The sequence below is a fragment of the Sphingobium sp. FG58 genome, assembly GCF_057809055.1.
In genome coordinates this window covers 38,923-56,258 of record NZ_JBMDJF010000016.1, presented here as the reverse complement: position 1 = coordinate 56,258, position 17,336 = coordinate 38,923, and the positions used below count along the sequence as shown (strand labels likewise).

General features: G+C 64.9%; 14 protein-coding genes. All 14 read left to right on the top strand.

Annotation, left to right across the window (positions count from 1 at the left end; translation table 11 throughout):
* Position 1: 1 nt before the first annotated feature.
* The 14 genes from ACODR8_RS15925 to ftsZ all read left to right on the top strand — a co-directional run bounded on the left by ACODR8_RS15925 (position 2) and on the right by ftsZ (position 17,064).
* Positions 2-1,708 carry a peptidoglycan D,D-transpeptidase FtsI family protein gene (locus ACODR8_RS15925; protein ID WP_489008180.1) on the top strand — a complete coding sequence of 569 codons (1,707 nt, stop codon included), beginning with the start codon at positions 2-4 and terminating at the stop codon, positions 1,706-1,708.
* Positions 1,705-3,162: a UDP-N-acetylmuramoyl-L-alanyl-D-glutamate--2,6-diaminopimelate ligase gene (locus ACODR8_RS15920; protein ID WP_489008179.1), complete on the top strand. Its 1,458-nt coding sequence runs from the start codon at positions 1,705-1,707 to the stop codon at positions 3,160-3,162. Before ACODR8_RS15925 ends, ACODR8_RS15920 begins: the two co-directional genes overlap by 4 nt.
* 124 nt (positions 3,163-3,286) lie before the next feature.
* Positions 3,287-4,678, top strand: a complete 1,392-nt coding sequence (locus ACODR8_RS15915) for a UDP-N-acetylmuramoyl-tripeptide--D-alanyl-D-alanine ligase (protein ID WP_489008178.1) — start codon at positions 3,287-3,289, stop codon at positions 4,676-4,678.
* Positions 4,678-5,751: a phospho-N-acetylmuramoyl-pentapeptide-transferase gene (gene mraY, locus ACODR8_RS15910; RefSeq protein WP_489008177.1), complete on the top strand. Its 1,074-nt coding sequence runs from the start codon at positions 4,678-4,680 to the stop codon at positions 5,749-5,751. The genes ACODR8_RS15915 and mraY overlap by 1 nt, the downstream gene beginning before the upstream one ends.
* Positions 5,748-7,136: a UDP-N-acetylmuramoyl-L-alanine--D-glutamate ligase gene (murD, locus tag ACODR8_RS15905; protein WP_489008176.1), complete on the top strand. Its 1,389-nt coding sequence runs from the start codon at positions 5,748-5,750 to the stop codon at positions 7,134-7,136. The genes mraY and murD overlap by 4 nt, the downstream gene beginning before the upstream one ends.
* Positions 7,137-7,174: 38 nt before the next feature.
* Positions 7,175-8,377, top strand: a complete 1,203-nt coding sequence (gene ftsW / locus ACODR8_RS15900; protein ID WP_489008175.1) for a putative lipid II flippase FtsW — start codon at positions 7,175-7,177, stop codon at positions 8,375-8,377.
* Positions 8,374-9,540 carry an undecaprenyldiphospho-muramoylpentapeptide beta-N-acetylglucosaminyltransferase gene (murG, locus tag ACODR8_RS15895; RefSeq protein WP_489008174.1) on the top strand — a complete coding sequence of 389 codons (1,167 nt, stop codon included), beginning with the start codon at positions 8,374-8,376 and terminating at the stop codon, positions 9,538-9,540. Before ftsW ends, murG begins: the two co-directional genes overlap by 4 nt.
* A gap of 148 nt (positions 9,541-9,688) precedes the next feature.
* Complete coding sequence (murC, locus tag ACODR8_RS15890) at positions 9,689-11,116, top strand: UDP-N-acetylmuramate--L-alanine ligase (protein ID WP_489008173.1); 1,428 nt, start codon at positions 9,689-9,691, stop codon at positions 11,114-11,116.
* Positions 11,116-11,313, top strand: coding sequence for a hypothetical protein (locus ACODR8_RS15885; RefSeq protein ID WP_294130647.1), 198 nt, complete (start codon positions 11,116-11,118; stop codon positions 11,311-11,313). Before murC ends, ACODR8_RS15885 begins: the two co-directional genes overlap by 1 nt.
* A complete protein-coding gene (gene murB / locus ACODR8_RS15880) occupies positions 11,295-12,209 on the top strand; it encodes a UDP-N-acetylmuramate dehydrogenase (RefSeq protein WP_489008172.1) in 915 nt (304 codons plus the stop codon). The genes ACODR8_RS15885 and murB overlap by 19 nt, the downstream gene beginning before the upstream one ends.
* Positions 12,210-12,345: 136 nt before the next feature.
* The gene (locus ACODR8_RS15875) at positions 12,346-13,296 is read left to right on the top strand and encodes a D-alanine--D-alanine ligase (protein ID WP_489008171.1); all 951 of its coding nucleotides are present in this window, start codon (positions 12,346-12,348) and stop codon (positions 13,294-13,296) included.
* Complete coding sequence (locus ACODR8_RS15870) at positions 13,289-14,236, top strand: cell division protein FtsQ/DivIB (protein WP_489008170.1); 948 nt, start codon at positions 13,289-13,291, stop codon at positions 14,234-14,236. Before ACODR8_RS15875 ends, ACODR8_RS15870 begins: the two co-directional genes overlap by 8 nt.
* A gap of 5 nt (positions 14,237-14,241) precedes the next feature.
* Complete coding sequence (ftsA, locus tag ACODR8_RS15865) at positions 14,242-15,528, top strand: cell division protein FtsA (protein WP_489008169.1); 1,287 nt, start codon at positions 14,242-14,244, stop codon at positions 15,526-15,528.
* Between the two features lie 108 nt (positions 15,529-15,636).
* A complete protein-coding gene (gene ftsZ / locus ACODR8_RS15860; protein WP_489008168.1) occupies positions 15,637-17,064 on the top strand; it encodes a cell division protein FtsZ in 1,428 nt (475 codons plus the stop codon).
* Positions 17,065-17,336: the final 272 nt, after the last annotated feature.

Genomic DNA, 17,336 nt, shown 5'->3' with positions numbered 1-17,336 from the left:
TATGGCCACGATCATCGTCCAGCCTGGCGGCGCGCGGGCGGGACGGCAGCGGGTCAGCTTGACCGCCATCGCCCATAACCGGCTGATGTTGCTGCTGATCCTGTTCATGGCGGTGACGACGGTGCTGATCGGCCGGCTCCTGTGGGTCGGCGTTTTTGCGCATGGCGCGACCGGGGACGATGCCCTGTCGGCCTTCCTGCCTGCGCGCGCCGATATTGTGGATCGCAACGGCGTGCCGCTGGCGCGGACGATGGACGCCTATTCGGTGGCGGTGCGTCCGTCCAAGCTGATCGGCGAACCGGCCGAACTGGCGCGCAAGCTGCACGAGATTTTCCCCGATGAGGCAGAAGCTGTCTTTTACAAGAAGCTGACTGGCCGGGGCTGGGCCTATCTGCGCCGCCGCGCCATGCCGGAGCAGGTGGCGGCGGTGAATGCGCTGGGCGAAATCGGCATCGAATTTCCGCGTGAGAAGGAACGCCTCTATCCGCAGCGCACGCTGGCGGCGCATGTGCTGGGCTTTGCGCCCGATGCCAATGGCGTTGGCGGCATGGGCGTCGAGTCCGCCTTCAACGACCGGCTGACCGATGCGGCGCTGCGCGGCCAACCCTTTGCCATTTCGATCGACAGCCGGGTGCAGGGCGCGCTGGAAAGCGAGCTTTATGCCCAGATGGTCGCGCAACATGCCAAGGGCGCGGGCGGCATCATATTGGATGCCAACACGGGCGAAGTGATCGCCATGGCCTCCATCCCGGTGTTCGATCCCAACAAGCTGCAAAATTATGCGGGCAAATCGTGCAGCCAGTCGCCTTTGTGCAACCAGATGGTGCAGGCCCGTTATGAGCTGGGGTCGACCTTCAAGCCGATCTCGATCGGGGCAGCCATGGACCATGGCGTCGTGACGTCGATGAGCAAGCGCTATGATGCGACCGCGCCGATCTCGATCGGCGGTTTCCGCATCAAGGACGATCATGCGCTGGGCCGCTGGATCAACGTACCCGACACGCTGGTTCACAGCTCCAACATCGCGACTGCGCGCATCGCCGACGAGATGGGCGCGGCACCGATGCAGCAGATTTTCCGTGCTCTGAAATTCGACCAGCGCGCGCCCATCGAACTGAAGGAACAGGCCGGGACGATCTGGCCCAGCAATTGGGGGCGGATCACCACCATGACCGTATCCTATGGTCACGGCATTGCGGTCACCCCGCTGCATCTGGCCAGCGCCTATGCCGCGCTGGTCAATGGCGGCATGTATCGTCCCGCGACGCTGCGCAAATTGAAGCCGGGCGAAGCGCCGGAAGGACAGCGCGTCTTTTCCGCCGCCACCAGCGCGCGGATGCGCCAGCTGTTGCGATTGATCGTCGCGGCGGGTACAGGGCGTAGCGCCGACGCCAAGGGTTTCCGGGTGGGTGGCAAAACAGGTTCCGCCGAGAAACCTGAGGATGGTCGCTATAATAAGAGTTCGCTGGTGACGACATTTGCTGCCGCTTTCCCGATGGATAATCCGCGCTATGTCGTGCTGACCATGATGGACGGCGCGACCAGCGCGATCGGCCTGCGCACCGCCGCCTGGACCGCTGCGCCGGTGGTCAAGCGGGTGATCGAGCGTACCGGCCCGATGCTGGGCGTGATGCCGGACGAGCGCCGCGACGTCGATATTTCGGACCTGACGCCATTGCTGTGGAAGCCCAAGGGAGAGAGCGAATGACGCGCCTTGGCGGTCTGATCGACGGGCTGGATGCGGCGGTGAGCGACGGAGTGGCGCTGGACGCCAACGTCACCGGCTTTGCCATCGACAATCGCAAGGTCGCGCCCGGCACAGTGTTTGGCGCATTCCAGGGGCTGCGCGTCAATGGCGAGGATTATATTGCCGACGCGGTGAAGGCGGGCGCGATCGCGGTCGTTGCCCGGCCTGAGGCCAAGGTGGAGGGCGCGATCCACATCGCCCACGCCAATCCGCGCCGCCTGTTCGCGCAACTGGCCGCGCGCTATTTTACGCCCTTTCCTGATGTCACGGTAGCTGTCACCGGCACCAACGGCAAGACGAGCACGGTCGAACTGACCCGGCAGTTGTGGCGGATGATGGGGCATCATGCCGCGTCCATCGGCACGCTGGGCGTCACCACATCGGTCGATCAGGTATCGACGGGCCTGACCACGCCGGACATCGTCACATTCCTGTCGAACATGTCGGGCCTGCGCCGTGAGGGCATTACCCATGCCGCGTTCGAGGCGTCGAGCCATGGCCTGGCCCAATATCGCACCGAGGGGCTGCCGGTGCTGGCGGGTGGGTTCACCAACCTGTCGCGCGACCATCTCGACTATCATGGCGACATGGACAGCTATTTCGACGCCAAGATGCGGCTGTTCGATGAAGTCGTGGCGTCGGATGGCGCGGCGGTGGTGTGGGCCGATGATGAATGGTCGGACAAGGTGATTGCGCGGGTTGGCGCGCGTGGCCTGCGGTTGCTGACCGTGGGCGAGAAGGGTGAGGCGCTGAGGCTGGTCACGCGCACGCCGACGCAATTGGGGCAGACCCTCGGCATCGAGGCGCCGGGAGAAGGTGGCGGCAAGACGTACAAGGTCAATCTGCCGCTGATCGGGGCTTATCAGGCTGCCAATGCGCTGACGGCGGCGGGGTTGGTCATTGCCACCGGTGGAGACACCGCCAAGGTGCTGGAACTGCTGGGCCGGGTGCAGCCGGTGCGCGGGCGGCTGGAGCGGGCGGTCATCAGCAAGGCGGGCGCGCCGGTCTATGTCGATTATGCCCATACGCCCGACGGCTTGCGCGCCGCGATCGAGGCGTTGCGGCCGCACACCAAGGGCAGGCTGATCGCGCTGTTCGGCGCGGGCGGGGATCGCGATGCGGGCAAGCGGCCATTGATGGGTAAGGTGGCGGCGGAACTGGCCGATCATGTCATTGTCACCGACGATAATCCGCGGTCGGAGGAACCGTCTGCGATCCGCGCTGCGGTGATGGCGGGGGCGGCTGGCGCGCAGGAAATTGGCGGGCGTCGCGCGGCGATTGCGGTGGCGATCGCGCAGGCGGGGGCTGACGACATCGTGCTGCTAGCGGGCAAGGGGCATGAACAGGGCCAGATTATCGGCGACCGGGTGCTGCCGTTCGATGACGTGACCGTGGCGCGGGAGTGCGCGGGTTGATGCGGTTCTCAATTCCGTTCGCCCTGAGCGAAGTCGAAGGGCTCGGCCGACCGATAGGGAGGCCACTTCGCTCCGCTCAGTGGAGGGCTTCGACTTCGCTCAGTCCGAACGGATGGGGCGAGTGATGGCGGACCTGTGGACATCTGCCGAGATCGCCGAGGCAACGGGCGGCGCCGCGTCGGCGCCGTTTGCCGTTTCGGGCGTGGCGTTTGACAGCCGCGAAGTGACCGGCGGCGACCTGTTCGTCGCGATGAAGGGCGAGGCGACCGACGGGCATAAGTTCATCGGCAAGGCCTTTGCGCAGGGCGCGGCGGGCGCGATCGTCAGCGAGCCGGTCGATCATCCGCATATATTGGTGCGCGACAGCGCCGCTGCGCTCGAAGCCTTGGGCCGGGCGTCGCGCGCGCGCGTGGATGGCAAGGTGATCGGTGTCACCGGATCGGTTGGCAAGACCGGGACGAAGGAAGCGCTGTTTCAGGCGCTGGACCGCGCGCATCCGGGGCAGGTCCATCGGTCGGTCAAAAGCTATAACAACCATGTCGGCGTGCCGCTGAGCCTGGCGCGGATGCCGCGCGATACGGCGTTCGGCGTGTTCGAGATGGGGATGAACCATGCGGGCGAACTGGCCGCGCTGACCCGGCAGGTGCGCCCGCATGTCGCGATCGTCACCGCCATCGCGCCCGCCCATATCGAATATTTCGGCACCGAAGCGAAGATTGCCGAGGCCAAGGCGGAGATTTTCGAGGGACTGGAGCCGGGCGGCACCGCGATCATCCCCTATGACAGCCCGCATGTGGCGCTGCTTTACAACAAGGCGGAACGGCATGCTGCCAACATATTGACCTTTGGTCTGAGTGACGAGGCGGACGTTCATGCGTGCGAGACTGTGCCAGCGCCCGGTGGCGGCACGCTGGTGACGGCGAAGCTGCCGGATGCGGAACTCTGCTTTACCGTGGCAGCGCCGGGCGATCATTGGGTGTCCAATGCGCTGGCGGTGCTGGCGGCGGTGTCTGCTGTGGGTGGCGATCTGGCGGCGGCGGGGCTGGCGCTGGCGGAAATGCCGGGGCTGCCGGGCCGGGGCGAGCGGCGCGTTTTGCCGGTCGCGGGCGGCGAGGCGCTGCTGATCGACGAAAGCTATAATGCCAATCCGCTGTCCATGGCCGCGACGCTCAAGCAATTGGGGCGTGAAACGGCCGACCGGCGCGTTGCCGTGCTAGGCGGGATGCGTGAACTGGGTGCGCGCAGCGCGGAGCTTCACGCCGATCTGGCCGGGCCGCTGGAGGCGGGATTGGTCGATTATGCCATATTGGTCGGCGCGGAAATGGCGCCGCTGGCCGATGCGCTGGACGGCAGCATGGCCTATGCCCATGTCCCCGACACGGCGAGCGCCATCACCCTTTTAACCACTGACATGCGCGCGGGCGATGCTATCCTCGTCAAAGGCTCCAACGGCATCGGGTTGTCCCGGCTTGTCGCGGCGCTTGGCGAACGCGCCCGCGACGGAGAGACTGACTGATGCTCTACTGGCTGGCCCAGACCATGGATTTTGCGGGCGGGTTCAACCTGATCCGTTACCTAAGTTTCCGCGCAGGCGCGGCGATCTTTACCGCTTTGTTCATCGGCCTGCTGATCGGTCCCAAATTCATCGGCTGGCTGCGGGTGCGGCAGGGCAAGGGGCAGCCGATCCGCACCGACGGGCCACAGACCCATCTGGCCAAGCGCGGGACGCCGACCATGGGGGGGCTGATGATCCTGACCTCCATGGTGATTTCGGTGCTGCTGTGGATGGACCTCAACTCCACCTATGTCTGGGCCTGCCTGTTCGTGACTTTGGGGTTCGGCGCGATCGGTTTTCTGGACGATTATGACAAGGTGACCAAGGCCAGCCACAAGGGGCTGTCGGGCAAGGCGCGGTTGTTGTTCGAATTTCTGATCGCTGGCTTTGCCGCCTGGCTGATCGTGTCGCAGCATGGCAATACCGCGCTCTATGTGCCTTTCTACAATGGTCCGGCGATCGAGTTGGGGCCATTCTATTTCCTGTTTGCGGCCTTCGTGATCGTGGCGTTCGGCAATGCCGTGAACCTGACTGACGGGCTGGATGGGCTGGCGACCATGCCGGTGATCATCGCCTGCCTTGCCTTCATGCTGATCGTCTATCTGGTCGGGCGCGCGGATTTTGCTGAATATCTGGGAATTCCGCATGTGCCGGGCGCGGGCAACCTGACGATATTGTGTGGCGCGATCATTGGCGCGGGGCTGGCTTTCCTGTGGTTCAACGCACCGCCGGCCGCCGTGTTCATGGGCGATACCGGCAGCCTGGCGCTGGGCGGGACGATCGGCGTGATCGCGGTCACCGCGCATCATGAAATCGTGCTGGGCATTATCGGTGGGCTGTTTGTAGTGGAGGCGATGAGCGTCATCATCCAGGTGTTCTTCTACAAGCGCACCGGCAAGCGCGTGTTCAAAATGGCGCCGATCCACCATCATTTCGAGCAACTGGGCTGGGCCGAACCGACCGTGGTGATCCGTTTCTGGATCATCGCCTTCATTCTGGCGCTGGCCGGCCTTGCGACGTTGAAGCTGCGATGATCGTTTCGGACGCCTTTAAGGGCAAGACCTATGCGGTGCTGGGGCTGGCACGGTCTGGCCTGGCCACCGTCGATTGCCTGTCGGCCAGCGGCGCGCGGGTCGTGGCGTGGGACGGGCGTGAGGAAGCGCGCGCGGCGGTTGCGGGCAAGGCGGAACTGGGCGATCCGATGGAGATCGACCTGACAGGCTTTGACGGCATCGTCGTGTCGCCGGGCGTGCCGCTTAATCGCCATCCGATCACGATGCGCGCGAAGCTGGCGGGCGTGCCGATCATCGGCGACATCGAACTGTTCGCGCTGGCCCGCCCGACGCTGCCGCCGCACAAGGTGGTCGGCATCACCGGCACCAACGGCAAATCGACCACCACGGCGCTGATCCACCACATCATCGAGCAGGCCGGTTATCCCACGGTCATGGGCGGCAATATCGGCCTGCCGGTGCTGGGCCAGCCGCCGCTGGAGCCGAACCTGCATGGCGTGGGCGTCTATGTGCTGGAACTGTCCAGCTACCAGATCGACCTGACGCATAGCCTGGACTGCGATGTGGCGGTGCTGCTGAATATTACGCCCGATCATCTGGACCGCTATGACGGGTTTGAGGGCTATGTTGCGAGCAAGGCGCGGCTGTTTGCGATGCAGTCGGCGGGCCATGTCGCGGTGATTGCGGCGGAGGATGAATCGAGCCGGGCGATTGCCCATTCCATCCGTCATCCCGGCGAAAGCCGGGATCCCGCTTCTTCTGGTGGTGCGCCCGAAGAAAAGAGAGAACCCAGCCTGCGCGGGGATGACGTGAAAGAGGTTGGGTCGAGTGACATCGATCCCGTCGCCCAGCTGACCTGGCCAGCTTTGCAAGGCCCACATAATGCGCAAAATGCTGCCGTTGCGATTGCTGTTGCTAACGCCTTGGGCATCGACGAAGCCACCATCGCCAATGCGCTGATTAGCTACGCCAGCCTGCCCCACCGGATGCAGGCGGTCGGCACCCACAATGGCGTTCTCTACGTCAATGACAGCAAGGCGACCAATGCGGCCTCCACTGCGCCGGCGCTGGCCGCATGGCCCGCGATCGACGGCAAGCCCCGCATCCACTGGATATTGGGCGGGGTCGCCAAGTCGGACAATCTGGACGAGTGCGTGCCGCATTTCGGCAATGTCGCGCACGCCTATACGATCGGTGAGGCGGGGCATATGTTCGCTGACCTGCTGCGCGGGTCTATGGCGGTGGATGATAGCGAGATGCTAAGCGCCGCCGTGCGTCGTGCCGCGCGGATCGCGCAGCCCGGCGACGTCGTGCTGCTGTCGCCCGCCTGCGCCAGTTTCGACCAGTTTCGCGATTTCGAGGCGCGCGGCGATGCCTTTGTCGCCGCCGTCGCGGCGCTGGAATAGGGTGATGGCGCGGGACCAGCAGGGAAGGGACGGGGCACATGTCTAGGGCAGGCGAACTGGTGAAGGGGTTTCGTACCCGCACCGTGCCGCGCGAACGCACCGCGCTCGCCATCTGGTTCTGGGAGATTGACCGCGTCCTGTTGTCGCTGATCGTCACGCTGATGGCGATCGGGCTGGTCGCGGTCGCGGCAGCGTCGCCTGTGGCGGCGATCGATCGCTCGACCGCGCAGATTGCCGTCAATCCGCTCAACTATTTCTATCGCCAGCTCGTTTGGGTCGGGCTGGGGCTGCCGATCATGCTGGTCATATCGATGCTGCCCCGGCCACAGGCGCGGCGGTTGGCGACGTTTTTGTGCGTCTTTTTCTTCGTCATGCTGCTGTTCGTGCCGTTGCTGGGCAGCACGGTGAACGGGGCCAAGCGCTGGATCGACCTGCCCGGTTTCCGCTTCCAGCCGTCGGAGTTTCTGAAACCCGTCTATGTCGTGACCCTGGCCTGGCTGCTGTCGCTGCGCGGCAAGGATGCGACCCTGCCGGTGATCCCGCTGACCGGCGCATTGACGCTGCTGATCGCGGCGATCCTGATGCGCCAGCCCGATTTTGGCCAGACGGTCATTTTCCTGGCCTGCTGGGGGTGCCTGCTGCTGCTGTCGGGGATGCCGATGCGCTGGATCGCGGCGCTGGTTGGCATGGGGCTGGCAGGACTTGTCGCGGTCTATATGTTCTATGAAAATGGCCGTCAGCGGATCAACGATTTTCTGGGCATCGGCGTCGACCAGAGCGCCGGACCAGACCAGACCGATCTCGCCTTCCGCACCATCACCCATGGCGGTTTTACCGGCGTGGGGCCGGGCGGCGGGCAGCACAAGTTCCGCCTGCCCGAAGCGCATACCGACTATATTTTCTCGGTCATCGGGGAAGAGTTCGGCCTGCTTGCCTGCATCGCCATCGCGCTTGTCTATCTGGCCATCGTCGTGCGGGTGCTGCTGCGCCTGCTGGACGAGGAGGATAGTTTCACGATTTTGGCGGCGGCGGGACTGACGACGCAGTTCGGATTGCAGGCGATCATCAATATGGGCGTCAATGCGCAGATATTTCCGTCCAAGGGGATGACGCTGCCCTTTATCAGCTATGGCGGCTCCTCTATGCTGGCGCTTTGCATCGGCGTCGGCCTGTTGCTCGCCTTCACGCGACGCAACCCCTTCATGGGTCGGCATACGGTCGTCAAATGGAGTGGTCGATGAGCATTTCCCGTCACTTCGTCCTCGCCGCCGGCGGGACGGGTGGTCATATGATTCCGGCTCATGCCGTGGCCGAGGAACTGATGGCGCGCGGCCATCATGTAGCCCTCGTCACCGATGAGCGGGGGGCGAAGATCCCCGGCATCTTCGACAAGGCGCAGGTTCATGTCCTGCCCGCCGGGCGCATGACCAAGAACCCGAAAAGCTGGCCGGGGGCGCTGAAAGCGATCCTGGCGGGCCGGGCGATGGCGCGGCGGCTCAATGAAACGTTCCGCCCGACCGCGGTGGTCGGCTTTGGCGGCTATCCGGCGATGCCCGCCTTGCTGGCGGCGCTGGCCGATGGCGTGCCGACGGCGGTGCATGAGCAGAATGCGGTGCTGGGCCGGGTCAACCGGCTGCTGGCTGGGCGGGTCGATGCGATTGCGACCGCCTATCCGGGGGTCGAGCGGCTGAAGGAAAAATATGCCGCCAAGGTTCACCTGATCGGCAATCCGGTGCGTGAGGAAGTCAAGCAGCTGCGCGAGGAGGATTTCCCCGCGCTGACCGATGAGAGCGTGTTCCGGGTGCTGGTGATCGGTGGCAGCCAGGGCGCGTCGATCCTGTCGAGCGTGGTCCCCGAAGGCCTGTCGATGCTGCCGGTCGCGCTGCGCCGCCGCTTGCAGGTTACCCAGCAATGTCGGGCCGAGGATATTGAGCGGGTGCGCAAAGTCTATGCGGAGATGGAAATTCCCGCGGACCTGGCCACCTATTTCAACGATGTGCCGGAGAAACTGGGCTGGTCGCATCTGGTGATTGCGCGTGCGGGGGCATCTACGCTGGCGGAACTGACCTGCGCCGGACGGCCTGCGATATTGGTGCCGCTGCCGAGCGCCATGGACGATCACCAGACCGCCAATGCTCGCGAAATGACCGAGGCGGGCGGCGCGCGCACGATTCCCCAGGCGCGCTTTACCGCGGTGGAACTGGCCAAGCAGATGCAGAAGATGGCGATGGAGCCGGGCGCGTTGCAGAATGCGGCGAAGCGCGCGCGCGGTTGCGGCCGTCCCAATGCGGCGCGCGACATGGCGGATTTGCTGGAAAGCATCGGCCATGCGCCGATCGTCAACGATCCGGTGCGGGTCGGGCCGACGCCGACGACGCTCAATCTGGCGGGGGTTCCGGCTTGAGGTATCATTTCAAAATCCTCCCCGATACGGGGAGGTGGCAGCCCGAAGGGCTGACGGAGGGGGCTATCGTCCGGGCGTTGTGCGGGGGGCGAACCCCCTCCACCACCGCTTCGCGGCGGTCCCCCTCCCCATATTGGGGAGGAATAGCATGAAGGGTGTCGGCACGGACATCGGCACGATCCATTTCATCGGCATTGGCGGCATCGGCATGTCGGGCATTGCCGAGGTGATGCATAATCTGGGCTATGGTGTGCAGGGGTCGGACGTGGCCGAAGGCTATGTGGTCGAAGGGCTGCGGGCCAAGGGCATTCGCGTGATGATCGGCCACAAGGCGGAAAATCTGGGCGATGCCGCCGTGGTGGTGACGTCCACCGCGATCAAGCGTGGCAACCCGGAGGTCGAGCTGGCGCTGGAAACCCGTGTGCCGGTGATCCGCCGGGCTGAGATGCTGGCCGAGCTGATGCGGCTGAAATCCACCGTCGCGGTGGCGGGGACGCATGGCAAGACGACGACGACGTCGATGGTCGCGGCGTTGCTGGACGCGGGCGGGGTCGATCCCACCGTCATCAATGGCGGCATCATCAACAGCTATGGCTCCAACGCGCGGCTGGGCAATAGCGACTGGATGGTGGTAGAGGCCGACGAGAGTGACGGCAGCTTCCTGCGGCTCGACGGCACGATCGCGGTCGTTACCAATATCGATCCCGAACATCTCGATCATTATGGTAGTTTCGACCGCGTGAAGGACGCCTTTGTCGAATTTGTCGGCAATGTGCCTTTCTATGGCGCGGCTTTGCTGTGCCTTGATCATCCCGAAGTGCAGGCGATCCTGCCGCGCGTTCAGGACCGGCGGATCGTCACCTATGGCTTTTCCGCGCAGGCGGATATTCGCGGCGACAATGTGGTGAGCTTCCCCGGAGGCAATCGCTTCGACGTGCAGATCCGCGAGCGGGACGGGTCCACGCGCAAGATCGAGGGCATCGAAATGCCGATGCCTGGCCGCCACAATGTGCTGAACGCCATGGCGGCGATCGGCGTGGCGCTGCACATGGGGATTGACGACGCGACGATCCAGACCGGCTTTGCCAAGTTCGGCGGCGTGAAGCGGCGCTTTACCAAGGTTGGCGAGATTGCGGTTGGTGACGGTTCCGCCACCGTGATCGACGATTATGGCCATCACCCGGTGGAGATCAAAGCCGTGCTGGCGGCTGCGCGTGAGGGCGCGCAGGGGCGGGTGATCGCTATTGTTCAGCCGCACCGCTTCACCCGGCTGCGCGACCTGATGGATGATTTCCAGCAGGCGTTTAATGACGCCGACATCGTCTATGCCGCGCCCGTCTATACCGCGGGTGAACAGCCGATCGAGGGCGTGGACAGCGCGGCTCTGGTCGCGGGATTGAAGCGGCGCGGGCATCGCCATGCATCGACGATTGCCGACGCCGATGCACTGGCAACGGCGTTGGCGACCGACATTCAGGCGGACGATATGCTCATCTGCCTGGGCGCGGGCGACATCACCAAATGGGCGGCGGGGCTGGCGGCTGCTGTCTCCACCAAGGTCAAGGAATCGGTCTGATGTTCGAGCTGTTCGCCGTAGGGCTGGAAATGCAGAAGCGCATGATCGACGTCCAGATGCAGGGCGTGGAGGCTGCGCGCGACATGGTGCAGGCGGCGCAGCAAAATGCCAAGGCCGGGATGGCCGCCAATCAGGCGGGCGAGGCGGGGCTGAAGGCGATGAAAAGCTGGATGAATTTGTGGGGCGTGCGCGGTTGAGCGACAGCATTGCCCTTCCGCCGGTGCGCGGCAGTTTGAAGGCGGATGCGCCGCTGGCCCCGCTCGTCTGGTTCAAGGCGGGCGGCGCGGCGCAATGGCTGTTCGAGCCGAAGGATGCCGATGACCTGTCGGATTTCCTCGCCATGCTCGACCCTGATGTGCCGGTGATGGCGCTGGGGCTGGGGTCCAACCTGATCGTGCGTGATGGCGGGGTGCCGGGCGTGGTGGTGCGGCTGGGCAAGCCGTTCGCGAAGGTTGAGCGGTTGGACGAGGTGACGCTGATTTGCGGCGGCGGGGCGTCGGGCATTTTGGTGTCATCGACGGCGCGCGACGCGGGCATATCGGGGCTTGAGTTTCTGCGTTCCATCCCCGGCACGGTTGGCGGCTTCGTGCGGATGAACGGCGGCGCTTATGGCCGTGAGACGCGCGACATATTGGTCGAGTGCGAGGTGGTGTTGCGGTCGGGCGAGCAGGTGACGCTTCTGAACCGCGACCTGCATTACACCTATCGCCATTCGAACCTGACCGACGGCGCGATCGTGGTCAGTGCGACCTTTCGCGGCGAACCGGGTGAACCCGCCGCGATCCAGGCCGAAATGAACCGCATCGCCGCCGCACGCGAGGAAAGCCAGCCGCTGCGCAGCAAGACCGGCGGGTCGACCTTCAAGAACCCGGACGGGCACAAGGCGTGGCAGCTTGTTGACGAGGCGGGCTGTCGCGGGCTGCAACTGGGCGGCGCGCAGGTGAGTGAGAAGCATACCAATTTCCTGCTGAACACTGGCGAGGCGACCAGCAGCGACATCGAAGCGCTGGGCGAGGAAGTGCGGCGGCGGGTGAAGGACAAGAGCGGCGTGGAACTGGAATGGGAAATTCAGCGGGTGGGGTTGGTGAAGTGAGTGGCGGAATGAAGTTCCTCCCCGGCACGGGGAGGTGGCTGCGCGCAGCGCAGACGGAGGGGGCGTGCCAGGCCTCACTCCCCCTCCACCACGCCCTTCGGGCGCGGTCCCCCTCCCCGTGCCGGGGAGGAACGGCATGACCCGTGGCCCCTGGCATGTCGCTGTCCTGATGGGCGGCTGGTCGGCGGAGCGGCCTGTTTCCCTCATGAGCGGGGAGGGTGTGGCCAAGGCGCTGGAATCGCGCGGGCATCGGGTTACGCGGATCGACATGGATCGTGATGTCGCGGCGCGGCTGGCGGAGGCCAAGGCCGATGTCGTGTTCAACGCGCTGCATGGCGTGCCGGGTGAGGATGGCACGGTGCAGGGGATGATGGACCTGATGGGGCTGACCTACACCCATAGCGGCCTCGCCACCTCGGTCATCGCGATCGACAAGCAGCTGACCAAGCAGGCGCTGGTGCCGCATGGCATCCCGATGCCCGGCGGGCATATCGTGCAGAGCGAGAGCCTGTTTGCGGGCGATCCGCTGCCGCGTCCCTATGTGCTGAAACCGGTCAACGAAGGCAGCTCGGTCGGCGTGGCGATCGTCACCGCCGAGGGCAATTATGGCAACCCGATCGCCCGCGACAGTGTGGGGCCGTGGCAGGATTTCCCCGAATTGCTGGCCGAACCCTATATTCGTGGGCGTGAGCTGACCACCGCCGTGCTGGGCGACGAGGCGCTGCTGGTCACCGAATTGCGGCCCAAGAGCGGCTTTTATGATTTCGACGCCAAATATACCGACGGCATGACCGAACATGTCTGCCCCGCCGACATCCCTGACGAGATTACCCAGGCGTGCAAGGCGCTGGCGTTGCGATCGCATCAGTTGCTGGGGTGCAAGGGGGCGTCGCGGTCCGATTTCCGCTGGGACGACAATCAGGGTGTCGAGGGGCTGTTCCTGCTGGAGGTCAATACCCAGCCGGGGATGACCCCCTTAAGCCTGGTTCCCGAACAGGCCGCGAAGCTGGGCATTGACTATGCCACGCTGGTGGAGACTATTGTCGAGGAGGCGCTGCACCGCGCCGGGGGTGAGAAACATGGCTGAGGCACGGATCAGGCGCGGCGGCACTGCGCGGCTGAGCAGCGCGAAGGGTAGGGCGACGAAGGGCGGTCGCGGGCGCACGCTCAAGCGCCAGTCGACGCTCGATCGGCTGATCGAGGCGCTGCCGGTCAGCGAAGCGACGCTGCAACGGCTGGCCAGCTGGACGATCGTGGGGATTTTCGGTGCGATCCTGATCGGTTTTGCGATCTTTTTCGGCCTGCCCGCCATGGCGCAGCAACAAGCTGCCCTGATCGCCGCGCGCGCGGGTTTCGAGGTCGACAAGGTCGAGGTGCGCGGCGTCGAGCGGATGGACGAGCTGCCGGTCTATAACATCGCGCTGGGGCAGGTGGACCGCTCCATGCTCTCGCTCGACCTGCCCAAGGTCCGCGCCGATATGCTGAAACTCGGCTGGGTCAAGGATGCGCGTATTTCCCGCCGTCTGCCCGATACGCTGGTGGTCGATATCGTCGAGCGTGATCCGGTCGCGGTGTGGCAGCATGGCGGGCAGCTGCACCTGATCGACGTGGCGGGCGTGGTGTTGCAACCGGTGTCGGCCAGCGCCATGCCGGACCTGCCGCTGGTCGTTGGACCCAACGCCAATCGCCAGACGGCGGGGCTTAACCGGCTAATGGAAAATGCGCCTGCGTTGAAGCCCATGCTGGCGGGCGCGACCTGGGTCGGCAACCGCCGCTGGGATTTGCGTTTCCAGTCGGGCGAGACGCTGTCGCTGCCCGAAGGGGACAAGATTTCCGCTGCCGCTCTGGTCAATTTCGCGCGGATGGACGGGGTCAACCGGCTGCTGGGCCGGGGTATCGTGAAATTCGACATGCGCGATCCCGATCGTTTCGTCCTGCGCCTGCCGCAGGGCAGGGTCGAGGAGAAACCGGTGGATGATGCGGCCGATTCCGCCGCCAGCGCTCTTGCGCTGGGCGAGGAAGGCTAAGCCCCATGGCGCAGCCCAAGGTCGAAAAGCTCATCACCGCGATCGATATCGGATCGTGGAAGGTATCCGCGCTGATCGCGGGGCGGACCGACACGGGTGAGCTGGCGATTTTGGGGACCGGCCAGCGCGAAAGCCGGGGCGTGCGGCGCGGCTTCATCGCGGACATGGAACGCACCGAACTGGCGGTGCGCGAAACGATCGAGCAGGCCGAGCGGGTCGCTGGCACCAATATCGAGGATGTCTGGGTCAGCTTTTCGGGCGGCAGCCTGGTCAGCGATGTCGTGACGGTTGAGCGCGACATGGGCGGATACCGCATCGAGCAGGCCGATATTGATGATTTGCTGACGACCGGCCAGCAGGGGATCGACCCCGATGGCCGGGTCGTGCTGCACGCGCAGCCGACCTGTTTCACGATCAATGGCAAGGTGCCGGTCAAGAAACCGGCAGGGATGCACGCGGACCTGCTGGGCGTGGATATTCATGTCGTGCTGGCCGATGGAGCGCCGCTTGCCAATCTGGACCTGTGCGTGCGGGGCGCTTATCTGAACGTCAACTCGATCGTCGCTTCGCCGATCGCAACGGGCCTCGCTTGCCTGTCCGAAGAAGAGCGCGATCTGGGCGTGGCGCTGGTGGAACTGGGGGCGGGGGTGACCAATGTGTCGCTTTATGCGGGCGGGATGCTGGTGGGACTGCATTCTATTCCCATCGGCGCGTCCGACATTACCGACGATATTGCGTCGGCCTTTGGTATTCGCCGTAGTCAGGCCGAGCGGATCAAATGTTTCTATGGCTCCGCAATGCAGAACCGCCGCGATTTCCGCGAGATGATCGAGATTGCGACGCCCCATGGCGATGTCGCGGTGCCGGGGCAGAGCGCCGGTCCCAATGCCGAAGGGGGCAAGATCACCCGCGCCGCGCTGGTCGGGGTCATTTGCGAGCGGCTCAATCAGCTGATGTCGGAAGTGAATGCCGCGCTGGCGGGCATGGGCTTCAATTCGCCGACCGGGCGGCAGGTGGTGCTGACCGGCGGCGGCGCGGAAATGAAGGGCATTGCCGATTATGCGCAGGGCGCGCTGGGCCGGGCGGTGCGGATCGGGCGGCCACGGGGCCTGTCCGCCATGCCCGAAGCACATAGTGGCCCGGCCTTTGCGACCTTGGCGGGACTGGCGCTTTACGGCGCTTCCAACCCGGTTGATCTCCGCACGATGGCGCCTGCGCCGCAAACCGTGCATCGTCTGGGCGCACCCTTGTGGTGGCAACGGATGATGCGGGCGATAAAGACCAACTATTGAACGAAATTACAGTAAGACGAAAATAGCTGGTGAAATACTCCAGTTTCTGGTGTTAACATTTGGTGTTGGTTGTCGCTTCCTGACGAGGAAGCTGAGGGAGCAGAATATATGAGCATTGAGATCAGCCCTCCGCATGTGGATGAACTGAAGCCGCGCATCGCGGTGATCGGTGTCGGCGGCGCGGGCGGCAATGCCATCGCAAATATGATCGCCGCCCATGTCGAGGGCGTGGACTTCATCGTGGCGAACACGGATGCGCAGGCGCTCAATGCCTCGCCCGCCGAGCGCCGCATCCAGCTTGGCCCGCAAATTACCGAGGGTCTGGGCGCCGGGTCGCGCCCCGAAATCGGCAAGGCGGCGGCGGAAGAGACTATCGCCATGGTCGAAGCGGCGCTGGAAGGCGCGCATATGTGCTTTATCGCCGCTGGCATGGGTGGCGGCACCGGCACCGGGGCTGCCCCCGTCATTGCCAAGGCGGCGCGGGAACGCGGCATCCTGACCGTTGGCGTTGTTACCAAGCCCTTCACCTTCGAAGGCAATCGCCGCATGAAGTCGGCGGAAGCGGGCATTGACGAGCTGCAAAAGCATGTCGACACGCTGATCGTCATTCCGAACCAGAATCTGTTCCTGATCGCCAACCCGAACACGACCTTCAAGGAAGCGTTCCAGATGGCGGACGAAGTGTTGCAGCAGGGCGTGCGCGGCATCACCGACCTGATGGTCATGCCCGGCCTCATCAACCTCGACTTTGCCGACGTCCGCTCGGTCATGGGCGAAATGGGCAAGGCGATGATGGGCACCGGCGAAGCCGAAGGCGACGGTCGTGCGCTCCAGGCGGCGGAAAAGGCGATCGCCAACCCGCTGCTCGACGGGGTGTCGATGCGCGGCGCGAAGGGTGTCATCGTCTCGATCGTGGGTGGCGAGGATATGCGCCTGATGGAAGTGGACGAAGCCGCCAACCATATTCGCGAACTGGTGGACCCGGACGCGAACATCATCTGGGGCAGCGCGTTCAACGACAATCTGAATGGCAAGATCCGCGTGTCGGTGGTCGCCACCGGGATCGACAATGATATCGGCAATCATGCCGCGCCGCTGACCCAGCCGTTCAGCTTCGCCAGCCGCCCCGCCGTGTCGGTGCCGCAGTCGGCAGCGCCCAAGGCCGCTGCGCCAGCGCCTGCGCCACAGGCAGCCGCTACCTCTGCGCCCGCGCCGGAACCTGAAACGCTGGAGCTGGACGTGCCGGAAGCGCCTGCGCCCGCTCCTGTGGAAGCCGCCGCACCCGCACCCTTTGCCCCGCCGCGCCCGGCAGCTGTCTTTTCGGACGACGATCCGGCCGAGGACGAGCTGGTATTGGGCGCGGAAAGTGCTGCTCCAGCTGCGCCGGTGGAACCTGCGCCGCGCGTCGCATCGGGCGGCACCTTGTTCGAGCGGATGGCGGGCCTGACCCGTGGCACGGAAAAGTCGCCGACGGCCGATGATGGTGCGCCGGGCCTGGACATTCCGCGCTTCCTCAATCGCCAGAATAACCAGTAAGCGATCTGCTTGCAGGGGCATCTGTCCCGCCAAAAGCGCGCCGTCGGTCCCACAAGGCAACCGGGCGCGCTTTTTCGTGGGGGGTCATTTCCCATTCAGCACGGCATCGGCTAGTACTAAATCCGATGATGGTGACTCATCTCCCCTCCCCGGCGGGGAGGGGTTGGGGGAGGGGGAGCGAGGCGAAGCCGAGCGTCCACGCTGGCCACAGCACACCCCCACCCAACCTCCCCCTCAAGGGGGAGGGGCCTTATAGGTCGCGATCAATGAGG

What these genes read in the sequence shown, in the direction of transcription:
- ACODR8_RS15925 (WP_489008180.1), top strand. Translation starts at nt 2, where the DNA reads ATGGCCACGATCATCGTCCAGCCTGGCGGCGCGCGGGCGGGACGGCAG.
- ACODR8_RS15875 (WP_489008171.1), top strand. Translation starts at nt 12,346, where the DNA reads ATGACCCGTGGCCCCTGGCATGTCGCTGTCCTGATGGGCGGCTGGTCG.
- ACODR8_RS15870 (WP_489008170.1), top strand. Translation starts at nt 13,289, where the DNA reads ATGGCTGAGGCACGGATCAGGCGCGGCGGCACTGCGCGGCTGAGCAGC.
- murG (WP_489008174.1), top strand. Translation starts at nt 8,374, where the DNA reads ATGAGCATTTCCCGTCACTTCGTCCTCGCCGCCGGCGGGACGGGTGGT.
- murD (WP_489008176.1), top strand. Translation starts at nt 5,748, where the DNA reads ATGATCGTTTCGGACGCCTTTAAGGGCAAGACCTATGCGGTGCTGGGG.
- ftsW (WP_489008175.1), top strand. Translation starts at nt 7,175, where the DNA reads ATGTCTAGGGCAGGCGAACTGGTGAAGGGGTTTCGTACCCGCACCGTG.
- murC (WP_489008173.1), top strand. Translation starts at nt 9,689, where the DNA reads ATGAAGGGTGTCGGCACGGACATCGGCACGATCCATTTCATCGGCATT.
- mraY (WP_489008177.1), top strand. Translation starts at nt 4,678, where the DNA reads ATGCTCTACTGGCTGGCCCAGACCATGGATTTTGCGGGCGGGTTCAAC.
- ACODR8_RS15915 (WP_489008178.1), top strand. Translation starts at nt 3,287, where the DNA reads ATGGCGGACCTGTGGACATCTGCCGAGATCGCCGAGGCAACGGGCGGC.
- ftsA (WP_489008169.1), top strand. Translation starts at nt 14,242, where the DNA reads ATGGCGCAGCCCAAGGTCGAAAAGCTCATCACCGCGATCGATATCGGA.
- ftsZ (WP_489008168.1), top strand. Translation starts at nt 15,637, where the DNA reads ATGAGCATTGAGATCAGCCCTCCGCATGTGGATGAACTGAAGCCGCGC.
- ACODR8_RS15920 (WP_489008179.1), top strand. Translation starts at nt 1,705, where the DNA reads ATGACGCGCCTTGGCGGTCTGATCGACGGGCTGGATGCGGCGGTGAGC.
- ACODR8_RS15885 (WP_294130647.1), top strand. Translation starts at nt 11,116, where the DNA reads ATGTTCGAGCTGTTCGCCGTAGGGCTGGAAATGCAGAAGCGCATGATC.